The organism is Mycobacterium sp. WMMD1722, from assembly GCF_049315205.1.
Taxonomy (GTDB): domain Bacteria; phylum Actinomycetota; class Actinomycetes; order Mycobacteriales; family Mycobacteriaceae; genus Mycobacterium.
The window spans coordinates 3,899,730-3,923,464 of sequence record NZ_CP186056.1; the positions used below are offsets into that span (position 1 = coordinate 3,899,730).

Annotated in this window: 22 protein-coding genes and 1 pseudogene; 10 read left to right on the top strand and 13 right to left on the bottom strand. The window is 69.5% G+C overall.

The genetic code is table 11. From position 1 onward, the window contains the following. Positions 1-7: 7 nt before the first annotated feature. Complete coding sequence (locus ACN27E_RS18630; protein ID WP_422743689.1) at positions 8-1,468, bottom strand: protein adenylyltransferase SelO; 1,461 nt, start codon at positions 1,466-1,468, stop codon at positions 8-10. Positions 1,469-1,497: 29 nt separating this feature from the next. After that, positions 1,498-2,409, bottom strand: a complete 912-nt coding sequence (locus tag ACN27E_RS18635) for a manganese catalase family protein (protein ID WP_422743690.1) — start codon at positions 2,407-2,409, stop codon at positions 1,498-1,500. Between the two features lie 184 nt (positions 2,410-2,593). Here ACN27E_RS18635 and ACN27E_RS18640 point away from each other — a divergent pair, with 184 nt between their 5' ends. Then, the gene (locus tag ACN27E_RS18640; protein WP_422743692.1) at positions 2,594-3,325 is read left to right on the top strand and encodes a hemerythrin domain-containing protein; all 732 of its coding nucleotides are present in this window, start codon (positions 2,594-2,596) and stop codon (positions 3,323-3,325) included. On the opposite strand, the gene ACN27E_RS18645 is transcribed toward ACN27E_RS18640, so the two are convergent. Next, positions 3,316-3,468, bottom strand: coding sequence for a hypothetical protein (locus tag ACN27E_RS18645; protein ID WP_422743693.1), 153 nt, complete (start codon positions 3,466-3,468; stop codon positions 3,316-3,318). The genes ACN27E_RS18640 and ACN27E_RS18645 overlap by 10 nt on opposite strands. Before the next feature lie 122 nt (positions 3,469-3,590). Between ACN27E_RS18645 and ACN27E_RS18650 the strand changes: the two genes are divergently transcribed. Further along, positions 3,591-4,808 (top strand): flavin-containing monooxygenase, encoded by a 1,218-nt coding sequence (locus ACN27E_RS18650; RefSeq protein WP_422743695.1) that lies wholly within the window; start codon positions 3,591-3,593, stop codon positions 4,806-4,808. Here ACN27E_RS18650 and ACN27E_RS18655 read toward each other — a convergent pair. Continuing rightward, on the bottom strand, positions 4,732-5,535 hold the full coding sequence (locus ACN27E_RS18655; protein ID WP_422743697.1) for a GGDEF domain-containing protein: 804 nt from the start codon (positions 5,533-5,535) through the stop codon (positions 4,732-4,734). The genes ACN27E_RS18650 and ACN27E_RS18655 overlap by 77 nt on opposite strands. Positions 5,536-5,687: 152 nt before the next feature. Beyond that, a complete protein-coding gene (locus ACN27E_RS18660; protein ID WP_422743698.1) occupies positions 5,688-7,358 on the bottom strand; it encodes an FAD-binding dehydrogenase in 1,671 nt (556 codons plus the stop codon). A 64-nt stretch (positions 7,359-7,422) separates the two neighbouring features. Here ACN27E_RS18660 and ACN27E_RS18665 point away from each other — a divergent pair, with 64 nt between their 5' ends. Continuing rightward, a complete protein-coding gene (locus ACN27E_RS18665) occupies positions 7,423-8,040 on the top strand; it encodes a pyridoxamine 5'-phosphate oxidase family protein (protein WP_422743700.1) in 618 nt (205 codons plus the stop codon). Here ACN27E_RS18665 and ACN27E_RS18670 read toward each other — a convergent pair. Further along, positions 8,024-8,260, bottom strand: coding sequence for a hypothetical protein (locus ACN27E_RS18670; protein WP_422750192.1), 237 nt, complete (start codon positions 8,258-8,260; stop codon positions 8,024-8,026). The genes ACN27E_RS18665 and ACN27E_RS18670 overlap by 17 nt on opposite strands. Here ACN27E_RS18670 and ACN27E_RS18675 point away from each other — a divergent pair. Further along, positions 8,208-8,519 (top strand): annotated as a pseudogene (locus ACN27E_RS18675) (FUSC family protein); the annotation flags it as partial. The gene ACN27E_RS18670 and the pseudogene ACN27E_RS18675 overlap by 53 nt on opposite strands. A gap of 155 nt (positions 8,520-8,674) precedes the next feature. Next, positions 8,675-9,235 (top strand): hypothetical protein, encoded by a 561-nt coding sequence (locus tag ACN27E_RS18680; protein WP_422750193.1) that lies wholly within the window; start codon positions 8,675-8,677, stop codon positions 9,233-9,235. Here the strand turns inward: ACN27E_RS18680 and ACN27E_RS18685 are convergent. Further along, a complete protein-coding gene (locus ACN27E_RS18685; protein WP_422743702.1) occupies positions 9,232-9,702 on the bottom strand; it encodes an MmpS family transport accessory protein in 471 nt (156 codons plus the stop codon). The two genes, ACN27E_RS18680 and ACN27E_RS18685, sit on opposite strands and share 4 nt — an antisense overlap. A 28-nt stretch (positions 9,703-9,730) precedes the next feature. Here ACN27E_RS18685 and ACN27E_RS18690 point away from each other — a divergent pair, with 28 nt between their 5' ends. Next, positions 9,731-10,633, top strand: a complete 903-nt coding sequence (locus tag ACN27E_RS18690) for a mycobacterial-type methylenetetrahydrofolate reductase (protein WP_422743703.1) — start codon at positions 9,731-9,733, stop codon at positions 10,631-10,633. Between the two features lie 134 nt (positions 10,634-10,767). Then, positions 10,768-14,706 carry an ATP-dependent RNA helicase HrpA gene (hrpA, locus tag ACN27E_RS18695; RefSeq protein WP_422743704.1) on the top strand — a complete coding sequence of 1,313 codons (3,939 nt, stop codon included), beginning with the start codon at positions 10,768-10,770 and terminating at the stop codon, positions 14,704-14,706. A 2-nt stretch (positions 14,707-14,708) separates the two neighbouring features. On the opposite strand, the gene ACN27E_RS18700 is transcribed toward hrpA, so the two are convergent. Next, positions 14,709-16,142: an APC family permease gene (locus ACN27E_RS18700; RefSeq protein ID WP_422743706.1), complete on the bottom strand. Its 1,434-nt coding sequence runs from the start codon at positions 16,140-16,142 to the stop codon at positions 14,709-14,711. A gap of 7 nt (positions 16,143-16,149) precedes the next feature. After that, complete coding sequence (locus tag ACN27E_RS18705) at positions 16,150-17,058, bottom strand: proline iminopeptidase-family hydrolase (protein ID WP_422743708.1); 909 nt, start codon at positions 17,056-17,058, stop codon at positions 16,150-16,152. An 85-nt stretch (positions 17,059-17,143) separates the two neighbouring features. Between ACN27E_RS18705 and ACN27E_RS18710 the strand changes: the two genes are divergently transcribed. Together ACN27E_RS18710 and ACN27E_RS18715 are read left to right on the top strand one after the other, a co-directional pair. Further along, on the top strand, positions 17,144-17,899 hold the full coding sequence (locus ACN27E_RS18710; protein WP_422743709.1) for a FadR/GntR family transcriptional regulator: 756 nt from the start codon (positions 17,144-17,146) through the stop codon (positions 17,897-17,899). A 206-nt stretch (positions 17,900-18,105) separates the two neighbouring features. Then, entirely contained in the window at positions 18,106-18,762 is a 657-nt protein-coding gene (locus ACN27E_RS18715) for an MspA family porin (RefSeq protein WP_422743711.1), read from the top strand. Here ACN27E_RS18715 and ACN27E_RS18720 read toward each other — a convergent pair. Both ACN27E_RS18720 and ACN27E_RS18725 read right to left on the bottom strand, forming a co-directional pair. Then, complete coding sequence (locus ACN27E_RS18720; protein ID WP_422743712.1) at positions 18,759-20,168, bottom strand: APC family permease; 1,410 nt, start codon at positions 20,166-20,168, stop codon at positions 18,759-18,761. The genes ACN27E_RS18715 and ACN27E_RS18720 overlap by 4 nt on opposite strands. After that, positions 20,165-21,274 (bottom strand): P1 family peptidase, encoded by a 1,110-nt coding sequence (locus ACN27E_RS18725; RefSeq protein WP_422743713.1) that lies wholly within the window; start codon positions 21,272-21,274, stop codon positions 20,165-20,167. The genes ACN27E_RS18720 and ACN27E_RS18725 overlap by 4 nt, the downstream gene beginning before the upstream one ends. A gap of 95 nt (positions 21,275-21,369) precedes the next feature. On the opposite strand from ACN27E_RS18725, the gene ACN27E_RS18730 reads away from it, so the two are divergent. Then, on the top strand, positions 21,370-21,981 hold the full coding sequence (locus ACN27E_RS18730) for a TetR family transcriptional regulator (RefSeq protein ID WP_422743714.1): 612 nt from the start codon (positions 21,370-21,372) through the stop codon (positions 21,979-21,981). An 83-nt stretch (positions 21,982-22,064) separates the two neighbouring features. Here ACN27E_RS18730 and ACN27E_RS18735 read toward each other — a convergent pair whose 3' ends face one another. Next, positions 22,065-23,027, bottom strand: a complete 963-nt coding sequence (locus ACN27E_RS18735; RefSeq protein WP_422743715.1) for an NAD(P)/FAD-dependent oxidoreductase — start codon at positions 23,025-23,027, stop codon at positions 22,065-22,067. A 44-nt stretch (positions 23,028-23,071) separates the two neighbouring features. Further along, positions 23,072-23,701 carry a uracil phosphoribosyltransferase gene (gene upp / locus ACN27E_RS18740; protein ID WP_422743717.1) on the bottom strand — a complete coding sequence of 210 codons (630 nt, stop codon included), beginning with the start codon at positions 23,699-23,701 and terminating at the stop codon, positions 23,072-23,074. Positions 23,702-23,735 lie beyond the last annotated feature (34 nt).

Sequence of the window (23,735 nt, forward strand, 5' to 3'; positions counted from 1 at the left end):
TCGGGGTCTAGGTACCGCAGAACGTCCGATAGGCGCCGAAGTCCTCCGGCGCCGGTTCGGCGTAGCGCTGCAAACCGGGTCGTTCGTCGAATGGGCGGCCCACCGCCTCCAGTAGACGCTCGACGGGTTCGAGGTCGCCGCCGGTCGCCGCGGCCAACGCCTCTTCGACGAGGTGGTTACGCGGGATGTAGACCGGATTGACGCGATCCATGGCGTCGGCGTCGGGGCCCAGTGCTCGCCATCGGGTCAGCCACGCATCGAAGCCGGCGAGGTCGGCGAACAGACCGCGAACGGGTTCGGTGTCGCCGCGCGCCGCCCCCGCCAACACCCGGAAGAACGACGTGTAATCGATGTGGTTGGCCTCCAACAGATCCGGCAGGTCGGCGATCAGGGCCTCGGCGTCGGCGTCCTGCCGGTCGGGGAGACCCATCTTCGAGCGCATGCCGGCGGTGTAGGTGTCGTGGTAGCGGGTGCGCAGCGCGCCGAGGGAACGCTCGGCGATCCCGATCGCCTCCTCCACGTCCTCGGCGAACAGCGGGAGCAATGTCTCGGCGAACCGGGCGAGGTTCCACGCGATGATGGCGGGCTGGTTCCCATAGGCGTAGCGGCCCCATGAGTCGATGGAGCTGAACACCGTGGCGGGGTCGAACGCGTCCATGAACGCGCAGGGTCCGTAGTCGATGGTCTCGCCGGAGATGGTCGTGTTGTCGGTGTTCATCACCCCGTGCACGAACCCGACGAGCATCCACCGGGCGACCAGATCGGCCTGCGCGGCGATGACGGAGTCGTACAGCGCGAGGTAGGGATTCTCGGCCTGCGCCGCGTCGGGATGATGCCGGGCGATCGCGAAATCGGCGAGGCGGCGCAGCAACTCGCGATCACCCGAGGCGGCGGCGTACTGGAAGCTGCCGACCCGCAGGTGGCTGCTCGCCACCCTGGTGAGTACGGCGCCGGCCAGCACGGTCTCCCGCTGAACCCGCCGTCCGGTGGCCACCACCGCCAGCGACCGGGTGGTCGGGACGCCAAGGGCGTGCATCCCCTCACTGACGATGTACTCGCGCAGCATCGGGCCGACCGCGGCCAGTCCGTCGCCGGCCCGGGCGAACGGGGTGTGCCCGGACCCCTTCAGATGCAGATCCCGGACCCGGCCCGCGGTGTCGACGACTTCGCCCAGCAGCAGCGCGCGACCGTCACCGAGGCGCGGTGCGTAGCCACCGAACTGGTGGCCGGCGTAGGCCTGGGCCACCGGTGTGGCGCCGCTGGGAATCGAGTTCCCGACCAGCAGGCGCACCCCCTCGGGGGTGCGCAGCCAGTCCGGGTCGAGGCCCAACCCCGCTGCCAGGCGCTCGTTGAGCACCAGCAGCTGCGGGTCGGGGGCCTCCTCGGCGCGCCAGCGCAGCGCCAACTCCGGCAACTCCCGGGCGAAGCGGTCGTCGAGCACCAGGGCGGGTAGAGAGGAGACGCTCACCTCAACCAGCCTACGGAGCCGGTTCGCCGCTACGTCTTGTCCGGATCGACAGCGTCCTTGAGTTTGCCCATCAAGCCCTTCTCACTGCCGAATGCCGGCGTGCGGGGCTCGCCCATGGCGCCGTCGTAGGTGCAGTAGAGCTTGGGGTCCGGCGGCGGGCCCGACTGGCGGTCGCCGAGCGGCTGCGGGTCGGCCAGGAACTTGCCGGTGTGCCGACCGTCGGGCAGCAGGCCGGTCGCCCAGCGGCCCTTGTCGGAGTCGGCGCCGTCGGACAGATGCCACAGCGTGCTGGCGTGCTCCTCGAACTCCTCGTCGAGCAGATCGTTGGGGGTCACGACGTCTTCGAGCCCGTCGGCCTGCAACTCCTCGATCGCGGCCAGCCACATGTTCTGGTGGTAGGTGTCGCGGGCGAGGTTGAACTTGAGCATGGCCTTGACGCCGGGGTCGTCGGTCATATGCCACAGTCGCGCGGTCTGCACGCGGCCCTGCGATTCGGCGGCCACGTTGGCCCGGAAGTCGGCCAGCAGATTGCCCGACGCGACGACGTACTTGCCGTTCCACGGGGCGCCCTGACTGTCCGACAGCGTCGGCGCACCGCCGGAGACGATCGCGTGCTGGGGATCCATGCCACCCATCACTGCCGCCACGACCGGATCGCCCAAGGCGTTCTCGGTGGCGTCGGTGGCCGGTGCGCTCTCCAGCAGCCGGGCGATCATGGTGGCGATCATCTCGACGTGACCAATCTCCTCGGTCGCGATGTCCATGATCAAGTCCTTGTACTTGCCCTTCATCCGGCAGTTCCAGCCCTGCATCAGGTACTGCATCGTCACGGTCATCTCGCCGAATGCACCCCCGAGCAGCTCCTGGAGTTTGCGCGCATACACCGGATCCGGCTTTTCGGGCTTGACGTCGAATTGCATGTAATCGGTATGTCGAAACATCAATGCTCCACATGAGAAGAGGTTGTGGGCGCGCTGCACAGCGGCCCCGACCGCCGCACTGTTCTGAACGACGAGTCCGCGATACCCGGGGTCAGGGGAGCCAAACAACGCTTGTCGGCAGAGCTGCCGAGGTTTCGACCGCACGGGCCAGGGCACTCGCCCGCGCACGGAAGGAGTTACTGCGATGAGTACATCTCTGGCGGCTCAGACCGTCGCCGAACTCGGCGGGCCGCACAGCGTGCTGGTGCGCCAGAAGCGCGACCACATCGAACTCGACCTCCTGTTGCAGCGAATCGACGAGAGCGGCGGGGATCTGCGGCGCGATTATCTGAACGCGTTGTGCCGCTTGGTCTTTCCGCACGCCTTTGCCGAGGAGTCGGTGCTGTGGCCGGCGATTCGACGGTGGGTGCCCGAGGGGGAGCCGCTGACGCTCGAGATCGAGCGCGAACACCAGGAGATCAACGAGCTGTTCACCGAACTGGAGAAGCGACCGCCCGGTGACGCCGAGCACGGCCAACTCTGGGAGCGCATCAAAGTGCTGCTGCGCGAGGACGTTCGCGACGAGGAGGATCGGCTGCTCCCGATGCTGCAGGCCGCCGTGGACCGTCATACGCTGATCCGGCTCGGCTGGGCCTGGGAGGCCGTTCGCCGTACCGCACCCACCCGGCCCCACCCCGTCGTCGCCCGGCGACCACCCGGCAATGTCGCGGCGGCGGCGCCGCTGACGGTTTTGGACCGCGGCCGCGACCAATTGGACCGCGCCGCCCGCCGGTCGACGGGGCGGCAACGGATCGTCCTGCAATCGGCCAGTGCGGCCCTCGCCCGGGTGGCCGGTGCCGTGGAGTACCTGCCACCGCTCACCCGCGGCGAGGATCCGAGCACCCGATCCGGGCGGACTGGATCGGGTCAGGGCTGATCTGGAGCCGCTGCGCCCTGGTCCTCGGCGTCGCGGATGCCCTCGGGTGGCGGGGTGGAGTAACCCGGGCTGGCGGGCGGGATCTGCTGGCCGGCTTGATCGTCAGCCGGACCTGCGTCCTGAGTGGGCTCCGGTGAGCTCATCGATCCTCCTCGGGGGTGTGTCACTGCGCGGTTGTCGCGCAGCGGTGCGAGCCAAGGGCTACCCGGCGCGGCCGGGGGGAAACGCGGCATAACCGCGGCCATGGTGGGGAACACCGACCGGGATGTCCGCCGATCTGCACGACGAAGACGTGATCGTCATCGGGGCCGGCCCGTGCGGGTTGGCCATTGCGCGCCAGCTCGCGCACGAACGTGGGATCGACGCACTCGTCGTCGACGGTGCCGACGCGCCGGCGTCGGCCTGGCGCCTCCGGCCCGACGGGTTCCGGCTCAACACCTGCGGTTTCTGGTCCCATCTGCCCGGTCAGCGCATCCCGCGTCGCCACGGCCGCTGGCCGGGCCGGGATGCGATGGTCGCGTACTTCGACGACTACGTCCGCCGCCAGGGCGTGCGGCTGCGTCTCGGGGTCACCGTGGTGCGGCTCGACGGCCACGACGACCGCTGGCTCGTCACCACCGAGGACGGCCACGCGCACGCGCGGGCGGTGATCGTGGCGACGGGCAACTACCACACCCCGGCCCTGCCGCCCTGGCCCGGAATGGACGGATTCACCCGCGAGATCGTGCACTCCGCGGACTACCGGAACCCGTGGCCGTACGCCGGCCGCGACGTCTTGGTGGTGGGGTCGGGTAACTCCGCCACCGACATCGCAGTTCAGCTCAGCGACGGTGTTGCCGCAAGGGTGCGGTTGTCGGTGCGCACACCACCGCACCTGGTGCCCCGGGCGACGGCGGGGCTGCCCATCGACGCCGCCGGTCCCGCGTTCGGCAGGCTGCCGTTGGCCGTCCTGGACCGCGCGCATGCGGTGCTGCAGCGATCGTGGTTCGGTGATCTCGGAGTCCATGGTCTGCCGGCTCCGGACACGGGGCTCTACAGCGCATTGCGGCGCGACGGCCACGTCCCGACCATCGGCGACGAACTCGTCACCCGAATCAAGGACGGCCGGATCGGCATCGTGCGCGCCGTGGAATCCTTCGATGCCGGCGACATCGTCCTCGAGGACGAATCCCGCATCACCGCCGACGCGGTCATCGCGGCCACCGGTTACCACCACGGGCTCGAACCGCTGGTCGGGCACCTCGGTCTGCTCGGCGAGGACGGGCATCCGGCGGTCAACGCGGCACCCAGCGCCGCACCCGGTCTGTGGTTCGCCGGCTACGACGAACCGCTCATCGGCCCGCTGCGGTCGTTCCGGCGCCGAGCCGGCCCGATCGCCGCCGAGGTCGCCCGCCACCTGGCCGGCATCAGCGGTGCCGAGCCCGTTTGCGCCGGTAGAGATCCGCGTCGGCGGATGCGCAGAGGGCGTCGAACGACGCCGTGACCGCCGGGCCGACGGCCACGCCGAAGGTGACGTCCACCGCGCGGCCGTCGACCAGCTCCGCGGCCAGGGCGCGGACCCGATCCTCCTGGTAATCGCGCAACACCATGGCGAATTCGTCGCCGCCGAGCCGGCCCACCACCGTCCGTGGGGGCAGGATGTCGATCCAGTGCCGAGCCAGGTCGGTCAGCACGGCATCGCCGGCGGCGTGCCCGTCGCGGTCGTTGACGCCCTTGAAGTCGTCCACGTCGAACACCACGACCGCCACCGATTCCCCGCGGCGCCGGGCGGTCGCGAGCATGAGGCCGGCCTGGCGCACCAGACCGGCGCGGTTCCACACCATCGTCAACGGGTCGCGGAAGGCGGCATCGAGCAGGATCGTGTTGGCCATACCGAACACCTCGGCCGCGCCGACGATGCACACCACGAAGAACGCCGGCCACAGACCGGGGACCGGCGCCGGAGCGATCAGCAATGCCGCTACCGAAGCGGCCGCCAACGCCGCCGCGGCCGCGCGCGTCACCCCCGGTGGATGCCAGGTGCGCAGATACACCGCGACGAACATCAGCGGAATCACCGACCACACTTGGGCGGCGATCTGGTGGTGGAACAGCAGGGCGGCGATCGGGGCCGCCGTGACGCACAGCAGCGCGAGGACGTAGCGGGCACCGCACAGCGGACTGCGCCACGCCGTCAGAAGACCGATGACGGACAGCACCAGAGCAGCCACCTCGCCGCGCCCGTCTGACCGGGGGCGTGTCCAGCCAGTACGCCGACGCCACCGACACCGAGTACACCGCCCCCAGCGTGGCCAGGTAGACGACGAGCATCTTGCGACGCAACGCCTCGTCGAAACGCGACACCGGCGGTGATGGCACGGCTCTACACGCGGTCGGCCAGGGCGCGGCCCGCCGCGCGCCCGGAGAAGATGCAGCCGCCCAGGAAGGTGCCCTCCAGCGCGTTGTAGCCGTGCACACCGCCGCCGCCGAATCCGGCCACCTCGCCTGCGGCGTACAGCCCCTCGACCGGCGCTCCGTCGAGGCCGATCGCCCGCGATGCCAGGTCGGTCTGGATGCCGCCCAACGTCTTTCGGGTCAGGATGTGCAGTTTGACTCCGATCAGCGGACCGGCCTTCGGATCGAGGATGCGGTGTGGCGCGGTGGTGCGGCCGATGCGGTCGCCCAGTGCGCTGCGCGAATTGCGGATGCCCTGGATCTGGGCGTCCTTGCTGAACGGGTTGCTCAGCTGCAGATCCCGGGCCTCGATCTGGCGGCGGATGGTCACCGCGTCGAGCAGCGGTTCCTCGGTCAGCCCGTTCATCTTGGCCACCAGCGTCTCCAGGTCGTCGGCGACCACGAAATCGGCACCGCGGGATTTGAACGCCTCGACCGGCCCCGGCCCGCCCTTGCTGAACAGCCGTTCCCGCAAGAACGCCCTGCGGTCCTTGGCGGTGATGTCGGGGTTCTGCTCCGAGCCCGACAGCGCGAACTCCTTCTCGATGATCCGTTGGGTGAGGATGAACCAGGAGTGGTCGTAGTCGGCGATCTCGGGCGTGGTGCGCAGGTACCGCAGCGTCCCCAGGGTGTCGTAGCCGGGCAGGAACGGCGCGGGCAGCCGCCGGCCGAGCGCGTCGAACCACATCGACGACGGGCCGGGCAGGATGCGGATGGCGTGGTTCGGCCAGATCGGGTTCCAGTTCTGGATCCCCTCGGTGTAGTGCCACATCCGGTCGCGATTGACCAGGCGGACACCGCTTTTCGCGGCGATGTCGAGCATCCGGCCGTCGACGTGGGCCGGCACGCCGGTGATCATCGACGCCGGGGCGGTCCCCATCCGTGCCGGCCAGAACCGGCGGACGATGTCGTGGTCGGCCCCGATGCCGCCGCTGGTGACGACCACGGCCTGCGCCGACAGTTCGAAATCGCCGACGGCCTCGCGGTTCGACGGTGCGCCGCGCGGCGCGTCGTCGGGTGCCAGGACGGTGCCGCGGACACCGGTCACGGCGCCGTCGGTGACGACGAGCTCGTCGACCCGGTGGCGGTGGTGAAAGCTGACCAGTCCGCGTTGGGCGGCGGCCAGCGCCGACTCGGTGAACGGGCCCACGACGCCGGTGCCGGTACCCCAGGCGACGTGGAAGCGTGGCACGGAATTGCCGTGCCCGGCGGCGCTGAGATCGCCGCGTTCGGCCCATCCGACCGTCGGCAGGAACGAGATGCCGTGTCCGGTCAGATAGTCGCGCTTCTCGCCGGCCGCCCACTCGACGTAGGCCCGGGCCCACTTCGCCGCCCAGGAGTCCTCGTCGTCGAGACGGTCGAACGTCGCGCTGCCGCACCAGTCGTTCCAGGCCAGTTCGAACGAGTCGCGGATACGCATCCGGCGCTGTTCGGGACTGTCCACCAGGAAGATTCCGCCGAACGACCAGAAGGCCTGGCCGCCGAGGTTGGCGGCGTTCTCCTGGTCGACGACCGCGACGCGTTTCCCGCGACGGGTCAATTCGTGCGTGGCGACCAGGCCGGCGAGCCCGGCGCCCACCACGATGACGTCAGCGTCCATGCGTCAACGGTAGCCATGCCGCAATTGGGTTGCCGCCGCAGCGCCGGGCTGGGTGAATGGCATCGTGACCACCTCGCCGCTGGATCGTCTGAACCGTAAACCCGACCGGACCGGTGACCTGGCGCTGCTGCACGCCGTATTCGACGAATGCGCCGTTGCGACGGTGTCGACGGTCCTCGGCGACGAACCATGGGCCGTGCCGATGCTGGTCGCGCGGGACGGCGACCGGCTCCTGCTGCACGGGTCGACCGGCGCGGGGGCGCTGCGCCACGTGGCGGCGGGTGCAAAGGTCTGCGTCAGCGCCTTCGTCCTCGACGGGCTGGTCATCGCGGAGCGCCAGTTCGACCACTCGGCCAACTACCGCTCGGCCGTGGTGCGCGGCGTCGCCGGCGTCGTTCCCCGCGAGGAGGCACCGCCGCTGCTCGACCGCTTCACCGAGGGTCTGATTCCGGGCCGGGTCGCCGAATGCCCGCCGCATTCGGCCAAGGAGGTCGCCTCGACGTTGCTGCTGGCGGTGCCGATCGTCGAGGGGCAGTGGGTGGCCAAGGCCCGCACCGGGCCGGCGGCGCCCGGCGCGGCGTGGACCGGGGTGGTGCCGGTGCACAGCCACTACGGTGCGCCCCATACGGATTCACCGCTGTCGGTGCCTGCGTCGGTACGGGGGCTCATCGACCCCGTCTGATCAACCCCGCGCGCGGGTACGCGACGGGGATGTCCGGCGCGCCGTGGTTCAGCTCGGCCGGTCGCCGCCTCCGCGACCGGCTGTCCTCGTTCACTGACCGCGAGACCGTGCTGACGACGCTGAAGACGGTGCTGGCCGCGACCATCGCCTGGCTGCTGGCGGCCAAGGTGTTCGATGCGCGCCACGCCTCGTTCGCTCCGTTCTCGGCGGTGCTGCTCATGCACGCCACCATCGCCGAGTCGCTCGACAGATCGGTGCGCTACACCGGCGCGGTGGTGCTCGGGGTGGTGCTGGTCGGGGTGCTGGTGTGGCCGTGGGGTCCGGCGGTGTGGGTGTTCCCGGTGATGCTGGCCGCGGCGCTGCTGATCGGGCGCTGGCACCGGCTGGGCGTGCAGGGCGTCAACGTGGCGGTGGCCGCGATCTTCGCGTTCAACGTCTTCGCCATGCCCAGCCAGGGCGAGAACCCCGCCGCCGCGCTGCCGCAGATCGCGGGACTGGTGGTGCTCGGCGCCGTGGTTGCGCTCGCGGTCAACCTGCTCATCGCCCCACCGCTGCGGTACCGCACGGCGGCCGACGCCGTCGACAGCCTGTGCGCGACCATCGTCGCCCTGGCCACCGACATGGCCGACGGAGTGTGCGACGGGGCGCCCGCATCCGCCGACTCCCGGGACTGGCGAGACCGCGCGGAGGTTTCGCCCAGCGCGCGGCCGGCCAGGCCCGCGCGACCGTCGACCACGCGCACGCCACCTGGAAGTGGAATCCGCGCCGGCTGCGCACCCCGGACCGCAGCACCTTCAACGGCTACCGGGTCACCATCAGCGCCGCCGAACGGCTCGCCGAACAGCTGCGTTCGGTGGCGTCGGGATTCCTGCGGATCGCCGAACGCGACAGCGACCAGCGCGCCGTCCACGAAGAGTTCCTGCACCGCTACGGCACCCTGCTCACCGCTGTCGGCGCGGCCGTCGAGCGGCTGGGCGCCATCCACACCGTCGACGACCTCAAGCACGGCCCGGGCCTGGACGGCGCCGGCGAGCGCTGCCGCACCGCACTGGAGGCGCTGAGAGTCCACACCAGAGGCCACCCGCTCGACCTGCCCACCGACTGGGCGGTGTTCGGCGGCCTGTACACCGATGCCGAGCGGCTGTGCGACGACGTGGACCGGGCCCGGGACACGCTGCGCGAGGTGGCCGTCTAAGCCTCAGCGGGCACCGTTCCCGTGCACTGCGCCGACCCGCCGCCGAGCCCGTCCAGGGCCACCACGGTGCCGTCGACGGTGATGCGGCAGCTGATGTCTCCCGGCGCCGACACCCGGCGCGCCGCGCTCATCGTCAGGAACCGCACGTCGCGGGTCACGGTGAACTGTTTGCGCCAGGGCAGTGCGACCACGGCGGGCGCGGCCAGCGCCCCGTCCGCTGCGGCGTAGCGCACCTCCACGCGTCCGGCGCCGGTGACCTCGTAAGAAACGCTGACCTGCGGCGACCGGGGCGTCATCACCAGGCCTGCGGCAAGCAGCACCGCCAGCTCGAGGAGCAGGACGGTGCGGACCCGGCTGCGCGACAACTCGGCCTCCTTGCCCAGCGCTGCGGCGGCGATGATTCGATGGTAGAAGCGCAGCGTCGCGCCACCGGTCGAATTCCGCTCGAACCGGATACCGATTGTCACGCCGGATGAACGTCCCGAAGGAGCAGTCATGCCCCTCAACACCGTCGCGCTCGAACTCGTGGCGCCCAACGTCGACCCGGACCGCGGGGCCGGCCGCGAGCAGGCGCTCGAGGATGCCCACAAGGTGCTGCGGTGTTCGGCCGAGGCCGGTATCGAGGGCCGCATCCAGCACGTGATGATCCCCGGGATGATCGAGGAGGACGACGACCGTCCGCTCGAGATGAAGCCCAAGATGGACGTGCTGGACTTCTGGAACGTCATCAGCCCGGAACTGCCCGGTGTTCGCGGTCTGTGCACGCAGGTCACCGCCTTCCTCGACGAGGACGCCCTACGAGAACGGTTGAGCGCGCTGGGCGCCGCCGGATTCGACGGCATCGCGTTCGTGGGCGTCCCGCGGACCATGAACGACGGCGAGGGCAGCGGGGTGGCGCCGGTCGATGCGCTGTCGAAGTTCGGGCAGGTGGTGTCGCACCGGGGCGCGATCTTGATTCCGACGCGTGACGGAGAGCAGGGCCGCTTCGCGTTCAAATGCGATCGCGGCGCCACCTACGGCATGACGCAGCTGCTGTACTCCGACGCGATCGTCGGGTTCCTGCGGGAGTTCGCGGCCCAGAACGAGCACCGGCCGGAGATCCTGCTGTCGTTCGGGTTCGTGCCCAAGGTCGAGAGCCGGGTCGGGCTGATCAAATGGCTGATCCAGGACCCCGGAAACGCCGCGGTGGCCGCCGAGCAGGAGTTCGTCGCTCAGCTGGCGGCCAGCGATCCGGCCGACAAGCGCCGGATGCTGCTCGACCTGTACAAGCGGGTGATCGACGGGGTGGGCGAGTTGGGTTTCCCGCTGAGCCTGCACTTCGAGGCGACCTACGGGGTGTCCACCCCGGCGTTCGAGACCCTCGCCGCGATGCTGGAGTACTGGTCGCCGCGACGGTAACGGTTCGGTTTCACGGGAAACCGAGCCCGCAAATCCCCAACATGCGTTGACTTTGCAGGCAGATCGCGGATTCGGCGATTCCGACGATCTCCCTGCACAGTCAGCGCCGCCGCCGGACGCCTATCCTGGCGCGAGTGTCCGAACCGTCCCGCGACGAGCTGCGCGCGCTGCGCACCCGCCTCGACGGCCTGACCATCCGTGATGCCGCCCGCATCGGCCGCCGCCTCAAGGACCGTCGACTGACCGCCGACAAGATCGGTCAGATCGAGAAGCAGATCCGCACCGGCGAGGCGCTGATCGCCACCCGCACCGCGGCCGTGCCCACCATCACCTATCCCGACCTGCCGGTCAGTGACCGGCGCGACGAGATCGCCGAGGCGATCGCCGGCCACCAGGTGGTCGTCGTCGCCGGCGAGACGGGATCGGGTAAGACCACCCAGCTGCCGAAGATCTGTCTGGAACTCGGCCGCGGCATCCGCGGCACCATCGGCCACACCCAGCCGCGGCGGCTGGCCGCGCGCACCGTCGGGCAGCGCATCGCCGACGAGCTCGGCACCCCGCTCGGTGACGCGGTCGGCTACACGGTGCGCTTCACCGACCAGGCCAGCGACCGCACGCTGGTCAAATTGATGACCGACGGCATCCTGCTCGCCGAGATCCAGCGTGACCGCCGGCTGCTGCGCTACGACACCCTGATTCTCGACGAGGCCCACGAGCGCAGCCTCAACATCGACTTCCTGCTGGGGTACCTCCGCGAGCTGCTGCCGCGCCGGCCCGATCTGAAGGTCATCGTGACCTCGGCGACCATCGAGCCGGAGCGGTTCGCCGCCCACTTCTCCGGAGCGCCGATCGTCGAGGTGTCCGGCCGCACGTATCCGGTGGAGATCCGCTATCGCCCGCTCGAGGTGGACGTCGTCGAATCCGACCCCGACGATCCGGACGACCCCGACCACGAGATCGTGCGGACCGACACCTCTGGTCTTCGCGCAAGCGGCTCATCCGAGATACGCGACCAGACCGACGCCATCGTCGACGCCGTCCGCGAACTCGAGGCTGAACCGCCCGGCGACGTGCTGGTCTTCCTGTCCGGGGAGCGCGAGATCCGAGACACCGCAGAGGTGCTGCGCGGCGCACTGGACCGCACCGAGGTGCTGCCGCTCTACGCGCGGCTGCCGACCGCCGAGCAGCAGAAGGTGTTCGCCCCCCACACCGGCAGACGCGTCGTACTGGCCACCAATGTCGCCGAGACATCGCTGACGGTGCCGGGCATCCGCTACGTGGTCGACCCCGGCACCGCCCGCATCTCGCGGTACAGCCGTCGCACCAAGGTGCAGCGGCTGCCGATCGAGCCGATCAGCCAGGCCTCGGCGGCGCAGCGGGCCGGCCGATCCGGGCGTACCGCGCCGGGCGTGTGCATCCGGCTGTACTCCGAGGGCGACTTCGAATCACGGCCGCGCTACACCGATCCGGAGATCCTGCGCACCAATCTCGCCGCGGTGATCCTGCAGATGGCCTCGCTCGGCCTCGGGGACATCGAGGACTTCCCGTTTCTGGACCCGCCGGACCGGCGCAGCATCCGCGACGGGGTGGCGCTGCTGCAGGAACTCGGCGCGTTCGACCGCGCCGGTCAGCTCACCGATGTCGGCAGGCGGCTGGCGCGGCTGCCGCTGGACCCGCGCATCGGACGGATGATCCTGCAGGCGCAGACCGAGAACTGCGTGCGTGAGGTGCTGGTGCTCGCCGCGGCACTGTCGATTCCCGATCCGCGCGAGCGCCCGGCAGACCGCGAGGCGCAGGCGCAGCAGAAGCACGCCCGGTTCAAGGACGAACACTCGGACTTCATCTCGTATCTGAACCTCTGGCGGTATCTGCGCGAGCAACGAAAAGACCGCTCCGGCAGTTCATTCCGCCGCATGTGCCGCGACGAGTTCCTGCACTATCTGCGGATCCGGGAATGGCAGGACCTCACCGGTCAGCTGCGCAGCATCGCCGCCGATCTCGGGATTCGGGAGTCCGCCGAGCCGAACGCCGAACCGGCCGATCCGGCGAGCATCCACGCCGCACTGGTGGCCGGGCTGCTCTCCCACGTCGGGCTGCGCGACGGCGACGCCCGGGACTATCAGGGCGCGCGCAACACCCGGTTCGTGCTGGCGCCCGGATCGGTGCTGACCCGGCGGCCGCCGCGCTGGATCGTCGTCGCCGACCTGGTCGAGACCAGCCGTCTGTTCGGCCGGACCGCCGCACGCATCGAACCGGAGATGGTCGAACGCATCGCGGGCGATCTGGTGCAGCGCACCTACAGCGAACCGCATTGGGAGGCGCAGCGCGGTGCGGTGATGGCGTACGAGCGCGTCACCCTCTACGGCTTGCCGTTGGTGGCGCGGCGGCGGATCAACTACGCGCCGATCGAGCCGCAATTATCCCGCGAACTGTTCATCCGACACGCGCTGGTCGAGGGGGACTGGCAGACCAAACACCACTTCTTCCGCGACAACGCACGGCTGCGAACCGAACTGGAGGAAGTCGAGGACCGGGCGCGCCGGCGTGACATGCTGGTCGGCGACGAAGAGGTGTTCGCGTTCTACGACGTGCGGATCCCCGCCGACATCGTCTCGGCGCGGCATTTCGACGCGTGGTGGCGCAAACAGCGCCACCACACACCGGATCTGCTGACGATGACGCGCGCCGATCTGCTGCGCGCCGACGACGCCGACGAACTCCCCGACGCCTGGCAGGCCGGAGATCTGTCGCTACCGCTGACCTACCGCTTCGAACCCGGCGCAGTGGACGACGGCATCACCGTGCACGTTCCGGTCGAGGTGCTCGCTCGCCTCGGCGGCGACGAATTCGCCTGGCATGTCCCCGCTTTGCGGGAGGAACTGATCACCTCGCTGATCAAGTCGCTACCCAAGGAGCTGCGGCGCAGCTTCGTGCCCGCGCCCGACACCGCGCGCGAGGTGCTGCGGACGATGGCTCCGGGCAGCGGCCCGTTGCTGGAGAGTCTGCAGCACGAGCTGTGGCGGCGCAGTGGCGTGACGGTACCGCTGGAGGCCTTCGATCTGGACAAGATCCCGGCCCATCTGCGGGTCACCTTCGCCGTCGAATCCGACGGTCGCGAGGTGGCACGCGGGAAAGACCTCGGCACCCTGCAGGAGCAGCTGGCAGCGCCGGTGCGCGACGCGGTGGCCCATGCGGTGGCCGACGGGATCGAGCGCACCGGATTGCGCGGCTGGCCTGACGACCTCGCCGAGGTGCCGAAGGTGGTCGAGCGCCGCGCCGGCGCGCACACCGTACGGGGGCATCCGGCGTTCGTCGACGGCGGTAGGACGGTCGATCTGCGGGTGTTCCCGACTCCGGCCGAGCAGAGCGCGGCGATGGGCCCCGGTATCCGGCGGCTACTGCGGTTGTCGGGACCGTCACCGGTCAAACAGGTCGAACGGGCGCTGGACATGCGGCAGCGACTCACGTTGGGCACCAACCCCGATGGATCGCTGGCGGCCCTGCTCGAGGACTGCGCCGACGCGGCGGTGGACGTGCTGGTGAAGACCCCGGTGTGGACCCGCGACGCGTTCGCCGCCGAAGCGCAGCGGGTGGGCCGGGCCCTGGTGCCGACGACGCTCGACATCGTCGGCCGGGTCGCGAAGGTGCTGGCCGCAGCCCAACAGGTCGAGGTGGCGTTACCGACCAATCCTGCTGCCGCGCAGGCGGAGTCGATCACCGATATCCGCGCGCACCTGGCCACTCTGCTGCCGCACGGCTTCGTGACGGCGACCGGCGCACCGCACCTGGCTGATCTGACGCGCTATCTGATGGCGGTCGGCCGCCGACTGGAACGGCTGCCCCACGGCATCAACGCCGACCGGGAGCGGATGGCGGTGCTGCGCGACGTGACCGACGCCTACGAGGACCTGCGTGCCTCGTTGTCCTCCGCGCGGGCGGCAGGGGAGGACGTCCGCGACATCGGTCGGATGATCGAGGAACTGCGGGTTAGCCTGTGGGCCCAGCAACTCGGCACCCCGCGTCCGGTGAGCGAACAGCGGATCTACCGGGCGATCGACGCGGTGGCGGGGTAGGCCTACCCCTCCTGGCGGGTCGACTCCGGTGCGCCCACCGATCCCTCACCGAGGGTGCCGAGCTCCTGCTCGCCGGCGAACTCCGGCACTCCGCGACCGCGAACCACATTGACACCGAAGATGATCGCGCCGATCACCAGCCACACCAGGCCACCGATCTTGGCCAGGGTGTCGGCGTTGAACAGCACGTAGGCGATGATCACGAAGCCCAGCGCGGGTACCGCCAGGTGCAGCAGGTAGTTCGTGGACTTCTGCTTGACGATGTAGTACCAGAACACCGAGATGTGCAGCAGGCAGAAGCCGAACAGCGCACCGAAGTTCACCAGCGATGAGATCAACCCGATCTGGCCGACGAAGAACAGCACGAGCACCAGGCTCAGCGCGCTCACGGTCAGCAACGCGGCCGTCGGGACCTGGCGGTTGCTGATCCGCGAAAGGTAGTGCGGCAGCTGGCGATCCCGGCTCATCGAGAACAGCAGGCGGCTGGTGGCGGCCTGGGCGGCCATCGCGTTGGCGAAGCCGACCGCGAGGACGTTGACGACGAAGAAGGCGTTCATCCAGCCGGTGCTCGACGCGGCCTGCACCAGCGTGAAGAAGGCGTTACCCGCCTCGTCGTCGCTGAACGATTCCCGGCCGCCGGCCAGCAGGCTGGCCAGCCAGGTCTGGGTGATGAACAGCGTGGCGACGACGAACAGCGCGATGATCATCGCCCGGCCGGCCGGATTGCGCCGGCCTGTCGATTCCTCGGCCAGTGTCGAGATCCCGTCGAAACCGAGGAAGCTCAGCACGGCGATCGACAGAGCCGCGGCCAGCAGCGGTGCGCTCACCGCACTGGAATCCCAGATCGGCGCGGTGCCCCAGCCGATGTCGGGCAGCGTCTGCCCGTTCAGCGCGCGCACCGCGATCACGATGAAGATCGCCACGAACACCAGCTCGATGGCCAGGAACACCCGGTTGGCCAGCTTGAGCGAACTGATGCCCGCCACGTTGATGATGGTGTTGACGACCACGAACACGATCGCCCACAGCCAGCGCGGTGTCCCCGGGAACAGTCCGATCATCGATTCGGCGGCGAACACGTAGAGCAGCGTCGGCACCAGCAGATAGTCCAGCAGGATCGCCCAGCCCGCGAAAAAGCCGGCGGCGGGGTGGATCCCGCGTCCGACATAGGAGAACACCGACCCGGCCAGTGGGAACGACCTGGCCATCTGTGCGTAGGCCAGGGCGGTGAACACCATGGCCACCAGGCCGATCAGATAGACCAGCGGCACCATTCCGGAGGCGCTGTTGTAGACGGTGCCGAAGATCGCCCACGGCGCGATCGGCACCATGAACACCAGCCCGTAGACCACCAGGTCGACGGTGGACACCGAACGGTTGAGTTCCTGCCGATAGCCGAACGATTCGAGCGCACGCTGCGGGTCAGAGGTGGCCATGGACGTCCTATCGGCTCGGGGTGTCGTTGGCGGCGAGGAAGTCGGCGACGACGGCGCGGAACTCCTCGGGCTTCTCCAGATGGCTGCAGTGGCTGGCGTCGGCGAACACCTGGCTGCGGGCGTCCGGGATCTTCTCGACGTATGGCGCCCACGTCTCGGGGGTGGCCTCGTCGAATTCGCCGGCGATCACCAGGGTGGGCACCTCGATGGCCGGCAATCGGTCGATGATGCTCCATTCCCGCAGCGTGCCCAGAACGTGAAACTCGTTGGGGCCGTTCATGGTGTGGTAGACCGTCGGCTCGGCTTCCATCTGTTCGACGGTCTCGACGAAGTCCTGGGGTGCGGGCACCACGCGGCATACGTGGCGGACGTAGAACTCCTCGGTGGCCGCCAGGTATTCGGGGTCGCCGACGGTCCCCGCCTCCTCGTGCCGGTCGAGAGCGGACTGGGTCTCGGGCGGCAACTCCGACCGCAGTTGCGCAGCGGCCGCCATCCACAGCGCCATCGACGCCGGCGAGTTGCAGACCGACAGCGACGCCAGGCCGGGCGGCTGCAGCACCGCGATCTCGGCGCCGAGCATGCCGCCCCAGGACTGCCCGAGTAGGTGGTAGTGCTCGATCCCGAGCGCGGTGCGTACGGTGTGGAACTCCTCGACGAACAGTGCGGGGGTCCAGAAGTCGGCGGGCGCGTCGGGCAGGTGGGTGCTGTTACCGCAGCCGAGCTGGTCGTAGTGGATCACCGTGCGGCCGGTCTCATCGGCCAGTTCGGCGATGTTGCGCACGTAGTTGTGCCCCATGCCCGGGCCGCCGTGCAGGACGAACAGCGGCAGCAGACCGCTGCGGGGGTTCTCGGGGGTCGTGATCCGGACCCAGGTCTGATGGTCGCGGAAGGGCACCGTGCGGGTTTCGACAGGCATGGCGAACAGAATGAACCCGTTAAGGTCTCATGGCAAGACCATTGATTCGAATTAACATGCCCGTATCCGGAAAGGGGCGCGACCGATGACCGACGGCGCGACAGCCACGAGCGGGCTGCTGCAGCAGCAGCTCGACATGCCGTCGCGCGTCGACGAGATCACCGACCGGCTGGTCACCGCGATCGCCATCGGCGAGTACCTGCCCGGCGCCCGGCTGCCGGTGGAGCGCGACCTGGCCGCCTCCCTCGGCGTCGGCCGGATGACGGTGCGCGCGGCGCTGGCCAGGCTGGTCGACGGCGGGCTGCTCGAGACGCGGCGCGGCCGCGGCGGCGGCTCCTACGTCCTGCAGCAGTGGCGCGAATCGTCCACCGATGCGGTGAACCGGACGCTGGTGCGGCGCCTCGGTGAACTGCGGGACCGCTGTGACGCGGTGTGCCGCATCCACGGGGCGATCTGCCGGGCCGCCGCCGAGTCGCGCACCGACGCCGACATCGCCGCCCTGACCTCTGCGCTGGAGGCCTACCGCACAGCCAAGAGTGGTGGCGACGCCCAGCTCGCCGACAGCCGGCTGCACCTGGCGATCATGGACGCCGCCCACAATCCGGTGCTCAAGAAGGTGCTGATCGACCTCGAGGCGTCGGTGAACATCGGCGCTCCGGCCCACCCGTGGGGCGAGCCGGACACCATGGCGGCGATGGAGCGGCGGGCACTGCACGATCACGAACATCTGGTCGGCGCGATCGTGGCGGGCCGCGCCGACGAGGCCGAGGCGATCGCCCGAGCACACGTCGCGATCGACTTCGAGCTGATCGTCGCCGCCTCCCGCCGCGCCACCGAATAGCGAGCGGCCCCTCACGGGTCGCTCAGGAGCGCGGACCCTACCCCATGGCTGCGACCTGCGCGCGGCAAGCAAACGCGCAGGCCGTGCACAGGGTCCAGGCAGGGTCTAACCGTAATTTCATCTCGACCATGAAGCCGGATCGGGGTTGATCCGACGACTCAACCGGGCCGGGACATCAACTCCGGTCACCCACTCCTGGGGGAAACATGAAGGCACTCAGTCGATTCCTGTTCGCGATCGTCGCGGCGGTCGGCGCACTGTTCGCCAGCACGGCCACCTCGCACGCGGGACTGGACAACGAACTGAGCCTGGTCGACGGACAGGGCCGTACCCTGACGATCCAGCAGTGGGACACCTTCCTCAACGGGGTGTTCCCGCTGGACCGCAACCGGCTGACCCGCGAGTGGTTCCACTCCGGCCGGGCCAAGTACAACGTCGTCGGCGACAAAGCCGATGACTTCAAGGGCACCCTCGAGCTGGGCTACCAGATCGGCTTCCCCTGGTCACTCGGCGTGGGCATCAACTTCAGCTACACCACGCCCAACGTCGCCCTCGACGCCCAGGACTTCGTGTCGTTCGACTCCGCCGAGGTCCCGACCGTCGACCCCATCCCGGGCATCTCGACCCCGCCGCTGCTACCCGGGGCCTCCTTCACCGCCGACCTGGGCAACGGTCCGGGCATCACCGAGGTCGCCACCTTCTCCGTCGACGTCACCGGTCCGCACGGTGAGGTCGCGGTCTCCAACGCCCACGGCACCGTGACCGGCGCGGCCGGCGGAGTGTTGCTGCGCCCCTATGCCCGGCTGATCTCGTCGAGCGGTGACAGCGTCACCACCTACGGCGCGCCCTGGAACATGAACTAGCGGCTGATCTGCCCTCGCCACGCCAGGGCTCCGATCAGCAACCCGGCGAACGGGATCGCGGCGAGCGCCGCGCTGAGCGTCGTGCTGCCACCGGTCACCAGGGTGAAGTTCGAGAGCACCAGCCAGAGGCTGCCCAGCAGGCCGAGCACCGCCAGCGCCGGGGCGATCCGCGTGGTCCACAGCCGGCCCGGCACCCGGTCGCGGTTGCGCAGAAAGAAGGCCAGTACGGCGATCGAGGTGGTGAGCATCAGGATCACCATGCCGACGGTCGCCACACCGGCCATCGAGCCGAAGACGCCCACCAGCGGATCGATGCCGAACACCGCGAGGATCGCCACGATGATCGCCGCGGTGACCGTCTGCACGATCGACGAGAACGCCGGCGACGCGTGGCCGCCGTGCACCGCGGCCAGCCGCGCGGGTAGCAGGCCCTTGCCGGCCAGCACGAACTGATAGCGCGCGATGACGTTGTGGAAGGACAGCACACAGGCGAACAGGCTGGTCAGCAGCAGCACGTTGACGATGTCGCGGCCGATGGTGCCCAGCATGTCGCCGGTGGTGTCGAGCAGCATGTTGCCCTCACCGTCGAGGGTCTGCTGGGCCACGCCGGTGACCTGGTCGGGGCCGATGGCGACGACGAACGCCCACACCGTGATCGCGTAGAAGGCGCCGATGATGATGACCGCGGCGTACGTGGCGATCGGGATGGTGCGCTGCGGATCACGGGCCTCGTCGCGGAACACCGCGGTGGCCTCGAAGCCGATGAATCCGGTGAGCGCGAACAGGATCGCGATGCCGATGGTGCCCTGGGTGAACGTGGCCGGAGCGAACGACGTGAACGTGATGCCGGCCGGACCCGGATTGGCGACCATCACCACGTCGAGCAGCACGACGATGCCGATCTCCAGCGCGAGCGCCACGCCGAGGACCTTTGCGCTGAGCTCGATGTGCCGGTAGCCGAGCACCGCGACGATCGCGAGGACCACGAACGAGTAAACCGGCCAGGGGATCTCGGGGCCATCGTAGTACCGCACGGTGTCGTTGATCGCCCAGCCGATGTAGCCATAGATGCCGATCTGGATCGCCGTGTAGGCGATCAGGGCCACCACCGCGGCACCCTTACCCATACGCTGGCCGAGTCCGACCGTCACATACGAGAAGAACGCACCCGCCTCGGGGACATACGGCGTCATCGTCACGAACCCGACGCTGAAGACCAGCAGCACCAGAGCCGCGATCGCGAAGCCGACGGGTGCGCCGGCACCGTTGCCGATGCCCATCGCCAGCGGCATGTTGCCGCCGATGACGGTCAGCGGTGCGGCCGCCGCGACGACCATGAACACGATGCCGACCGGACCCAGATGCCCTGTCAGACGCCGCTTCTCGACGGTGGGGGAGGTGGTCATGACTTCTCCTGGATGGTGGTGCCCGACAGGGCTTGGCGCAACAGGTCGTGGTCGATCGCATGGGCGGTGAAGCCGCGGTGACCGGTGAGGGTGGTCGCGGCGACCATCGCGTTGACGATGGCCTCCTCGGTGGCCTCGATGGTCAGGTCGAACAGCCGGGTCATCAGCTGCGGGGCCACCATGCGCACCGGGATCTCCGGTCGCGCGGTGGCGACGTCCTCGTCCCAGGCGTACGGCGGGATCTCGCGGTTGCCGGTCGAGAACGCGAGCATCAGGTCGCCGCTGTACTGCTCACCGGTCCCGCCGATCCGGCTGACCGCCAGCGCTGCGCGCTGGGCCAGGCGACTGCACTGGTGGGGCAGCAGGGGGGCGTCGGTGGCGACGATGACGATGATCGAGCCCGAACCCGGTTCGTAGCGGGCCGGCAGGTCCGGCAGGGGCACCGCGGACGGTCCGATCAGCTCGCCGACCGGTGCGCCGTTGATCCGGAGGCGTTCCCGCCGGCCGTGATTGGCCTGCACCAGGACGCCGACGGTGTACCGGCCGGCGGCGGTGTCGGTGATGCGGGAGGAGGTGCCGATACCGCCCTTGAATCCGTGACAGATCATGCCGGTGCCGCCGCCGACGTTGCCCTCGGCGGGCGGTTCGGCCGACGCGCTGTCCAGGGCCGACCGGACGTGTTCTGGCCGCACGTGAAAACCGTTGATGTCGTTGAGCAGGCCGTCGTAGGTCTCGCCGACCACCGGCAGCGACCAGTACACGCCGTTGCCGCGGGCCCGCACCTGGGCGGCCACGAGTTCGTCGCGCACCACGCCCACGCTGTGGGTGTTGGTGAGCGCGATGGCCGAGGTGAGTTCGCCGGACTCGCGGATCCACTCCAGCCCGGTCAGCTCGCCACTGCCGTTGAGGCGGTGGGACCCGGCGAACACCGGTTCGGTCCAGATGTCGTCGTGCGGGACGACGACGGTCACGCCGGTGTGCACCGCGGGTGGGCCGTCGGCGTGCAGGGTGGTGTGGCCCACCCGGACCCCGGGCACGTCAGTGATCGCGTTGTCGGGGCCGGTGGGATGGGTACCGATCACCACCCCGAGGTCGCTGGCTCGCATGGACCGCTCGCTTCGTCGAGTAGTTTTTTTCCTGATTGGAAAAGAACTATGCGCGGGTGTGACGCAGGACGCAACCGAACGGGCAGAATCGGGCCATGGCACGGCCGAACAAACAGGTCCAGCGGCGCGGCGACATCCTGGACGCGGCGATCGCGCTGATCGAGCGCCATGACCTGGCCACGCTCAAACTCGCCGACGTCGCCGCGCAGCTCGGGCTGACGACCAACGCGGTGCGCTACTACTTCAAGGACATGCCCGAGCTCCTCTCCGAGCTGGCGCTGCGCTCCGACATCCGGTTCTACGACGAGCGGCTCCGCCTGCGCGCCGAGGCCGCCGACCTGCCCACTCAGCTGGCCATGACCATCGCCGCGGGTCTGCCGACCGGGCCGGAGGACGCCGAATGGCGGGCGATCTGGCGGGCGGTGCTGGCCGCCGGTTTCGAACTGGATCAGCGCGGCGACGTCCAGGGCATCTACCACCGCCAGGTCGGGCTGTACGCCGATCTGCTCACCGCCGGCGCGGACGCGGGGGTGTTCACGCTGACCAGCCCGGCCCGCGATATCGCCATGTCGCTGATGGCGATGGAGGACTACTTCGGCTACCGGATCGTCGCCCGCGACCCCGGGCTGAGCCGCGGCACGGCGCTACGGCTGATGCGCCAGTACGCCGAGCTGGCCACCGGGTGTCGGCTCCCCGAGTGTGATTAGCCCGTCGCACCCCCACCCTTTGTGACGATTGTTGCGGCGACACGCCGTATACGGCCGCAACAATCGGATCAGTAGGGGAGGGCTCAGTCGTCGCTGCCGTCCGGCGGGTACGGCATGCCGAACTGTTCGGCGAGCAGACTCTGCGCGATGATCATGGCCGCCTGTGCGCCCGAGGCGATCGAACCCGCGACGTACGAGTGCTCGGTGCAGGTGTCGCCGGCGGCGAACACCGTCGGCGCCGAGGTGCGATGCAGCGCGTCGATGCCGATGGTGTCGGCGGCCAGCGGTCCCGGTGTGCACGCCGCACCGAGCTGTTCGGCGAGTTTGGACCGCTGTCGCAGCGGTGCTTCCACCAGCAGCCCGTCCCGTTCGAGCCGACTGCCGTCGGCGAACGCGATCGCGGTCAACTGACCGTCCTCGCCGATCAGCTCGGCGACGCGACGGTCGTCGATCGTGATCTCGGCGGCGGCCAGCTGTTCGTAGTCCCGGCCGTCGAGCTGGGGGTGCCCGTCGGTCAGCAGCACCACGTCGTCACTCCAGCCGCGCAGCATCAACGCCGAGTGCACCGCTTCCTCGCCGGCCGCCAGCGAGGCGATCCGCTTGTCCCGCATCTCCCAGCCGTGGCAGAACGGGCACTGGAAGACCGAGGTGCCCCACAGCGGTTTGAGGCCGGGCAGATCGGGCGGGCAGTACTCCATGCCGGTGGCCAGCAACACCCGCTGCGTGGTCACCCGATCGCCGTCGTCGAGTTGCAGCGCGAACCCCTGTTCGTCGGGACCGCTCTGCAGCACCGATCCCTCCACCACGGTGCCGCGGCGGAATTCGACGGTCGGATACCGGTCCAGCTCTCGGCGTCCCGTCTCGTACAGTTCGGCCGGCGGTCGTTGGTCGAAACCGAGCAGACCGCCGATACCTTCGGACGCCAGATTGCTCTGTTCCCCGGCGTCGACGAGCAGTGTGCGCCGGCGCGCGCGACCGAGGACGAGCGTGGCGCTCAGCCCGGCTGCGCCACCACCCACGACGACGCATTCCCAGTCGTGACTCATGGGTGCATGTTGACCGCCGGAGCCGATGATCAAACCCCGGGCGATTACTTGGTGCCGAAGATGCGGTCGCCCGCGTCACCCAGCCCCGGCCGGATGTAACCGTGCTCGTCGAGCTGGCGGTCCACCGCGGCGGTATAGATCGGCACGTCGGGGTGGGCCTCCTGCATGGCGGCGATACCCTCTGGACAGGTCAGCAGGCACACGAACTTGATCGACTTGGGCCGGCATTCCTTGAGCCGGTCGATCGCGGCCACCGCGGAGTGGCCGGTGGCCAGCATCGGATCGACCACGACGAGGTCGCGTTCCTCCAGACCGGCCGGCATCTTGAAGTAGTACTCCACGGCCACCAGGGTTTTCGGGTCGCGGTAGAGCCCGATGTGGCCGACGCGCGCGCCGGGCACCACGGCGAGCATGCCGTCGAGAATGCCGGTGCCCGCCCGCAGGATCGAGACGAACACCAGCTTCTTACCGTCGATCACCCGGCCCGCCATCGTTTCCAGCGGGGTCTCGATCTCGACCTCCTGGGTGGGGATGTCGCGCAGCACCTCGTAGGCCATCAGCGACGAGATCTCATGCAGGAGTTGACGAAAGCTCGTGGTAGACGCCTCTTTGCGGCGCAGCAGCGTGAGCTTGTGTGCGACCAGCGGGTGGTCGATGAGATGAACCCTGCCCATGTCTGTGTCCTCGTCGGAGCCCATAGTGTGCTTT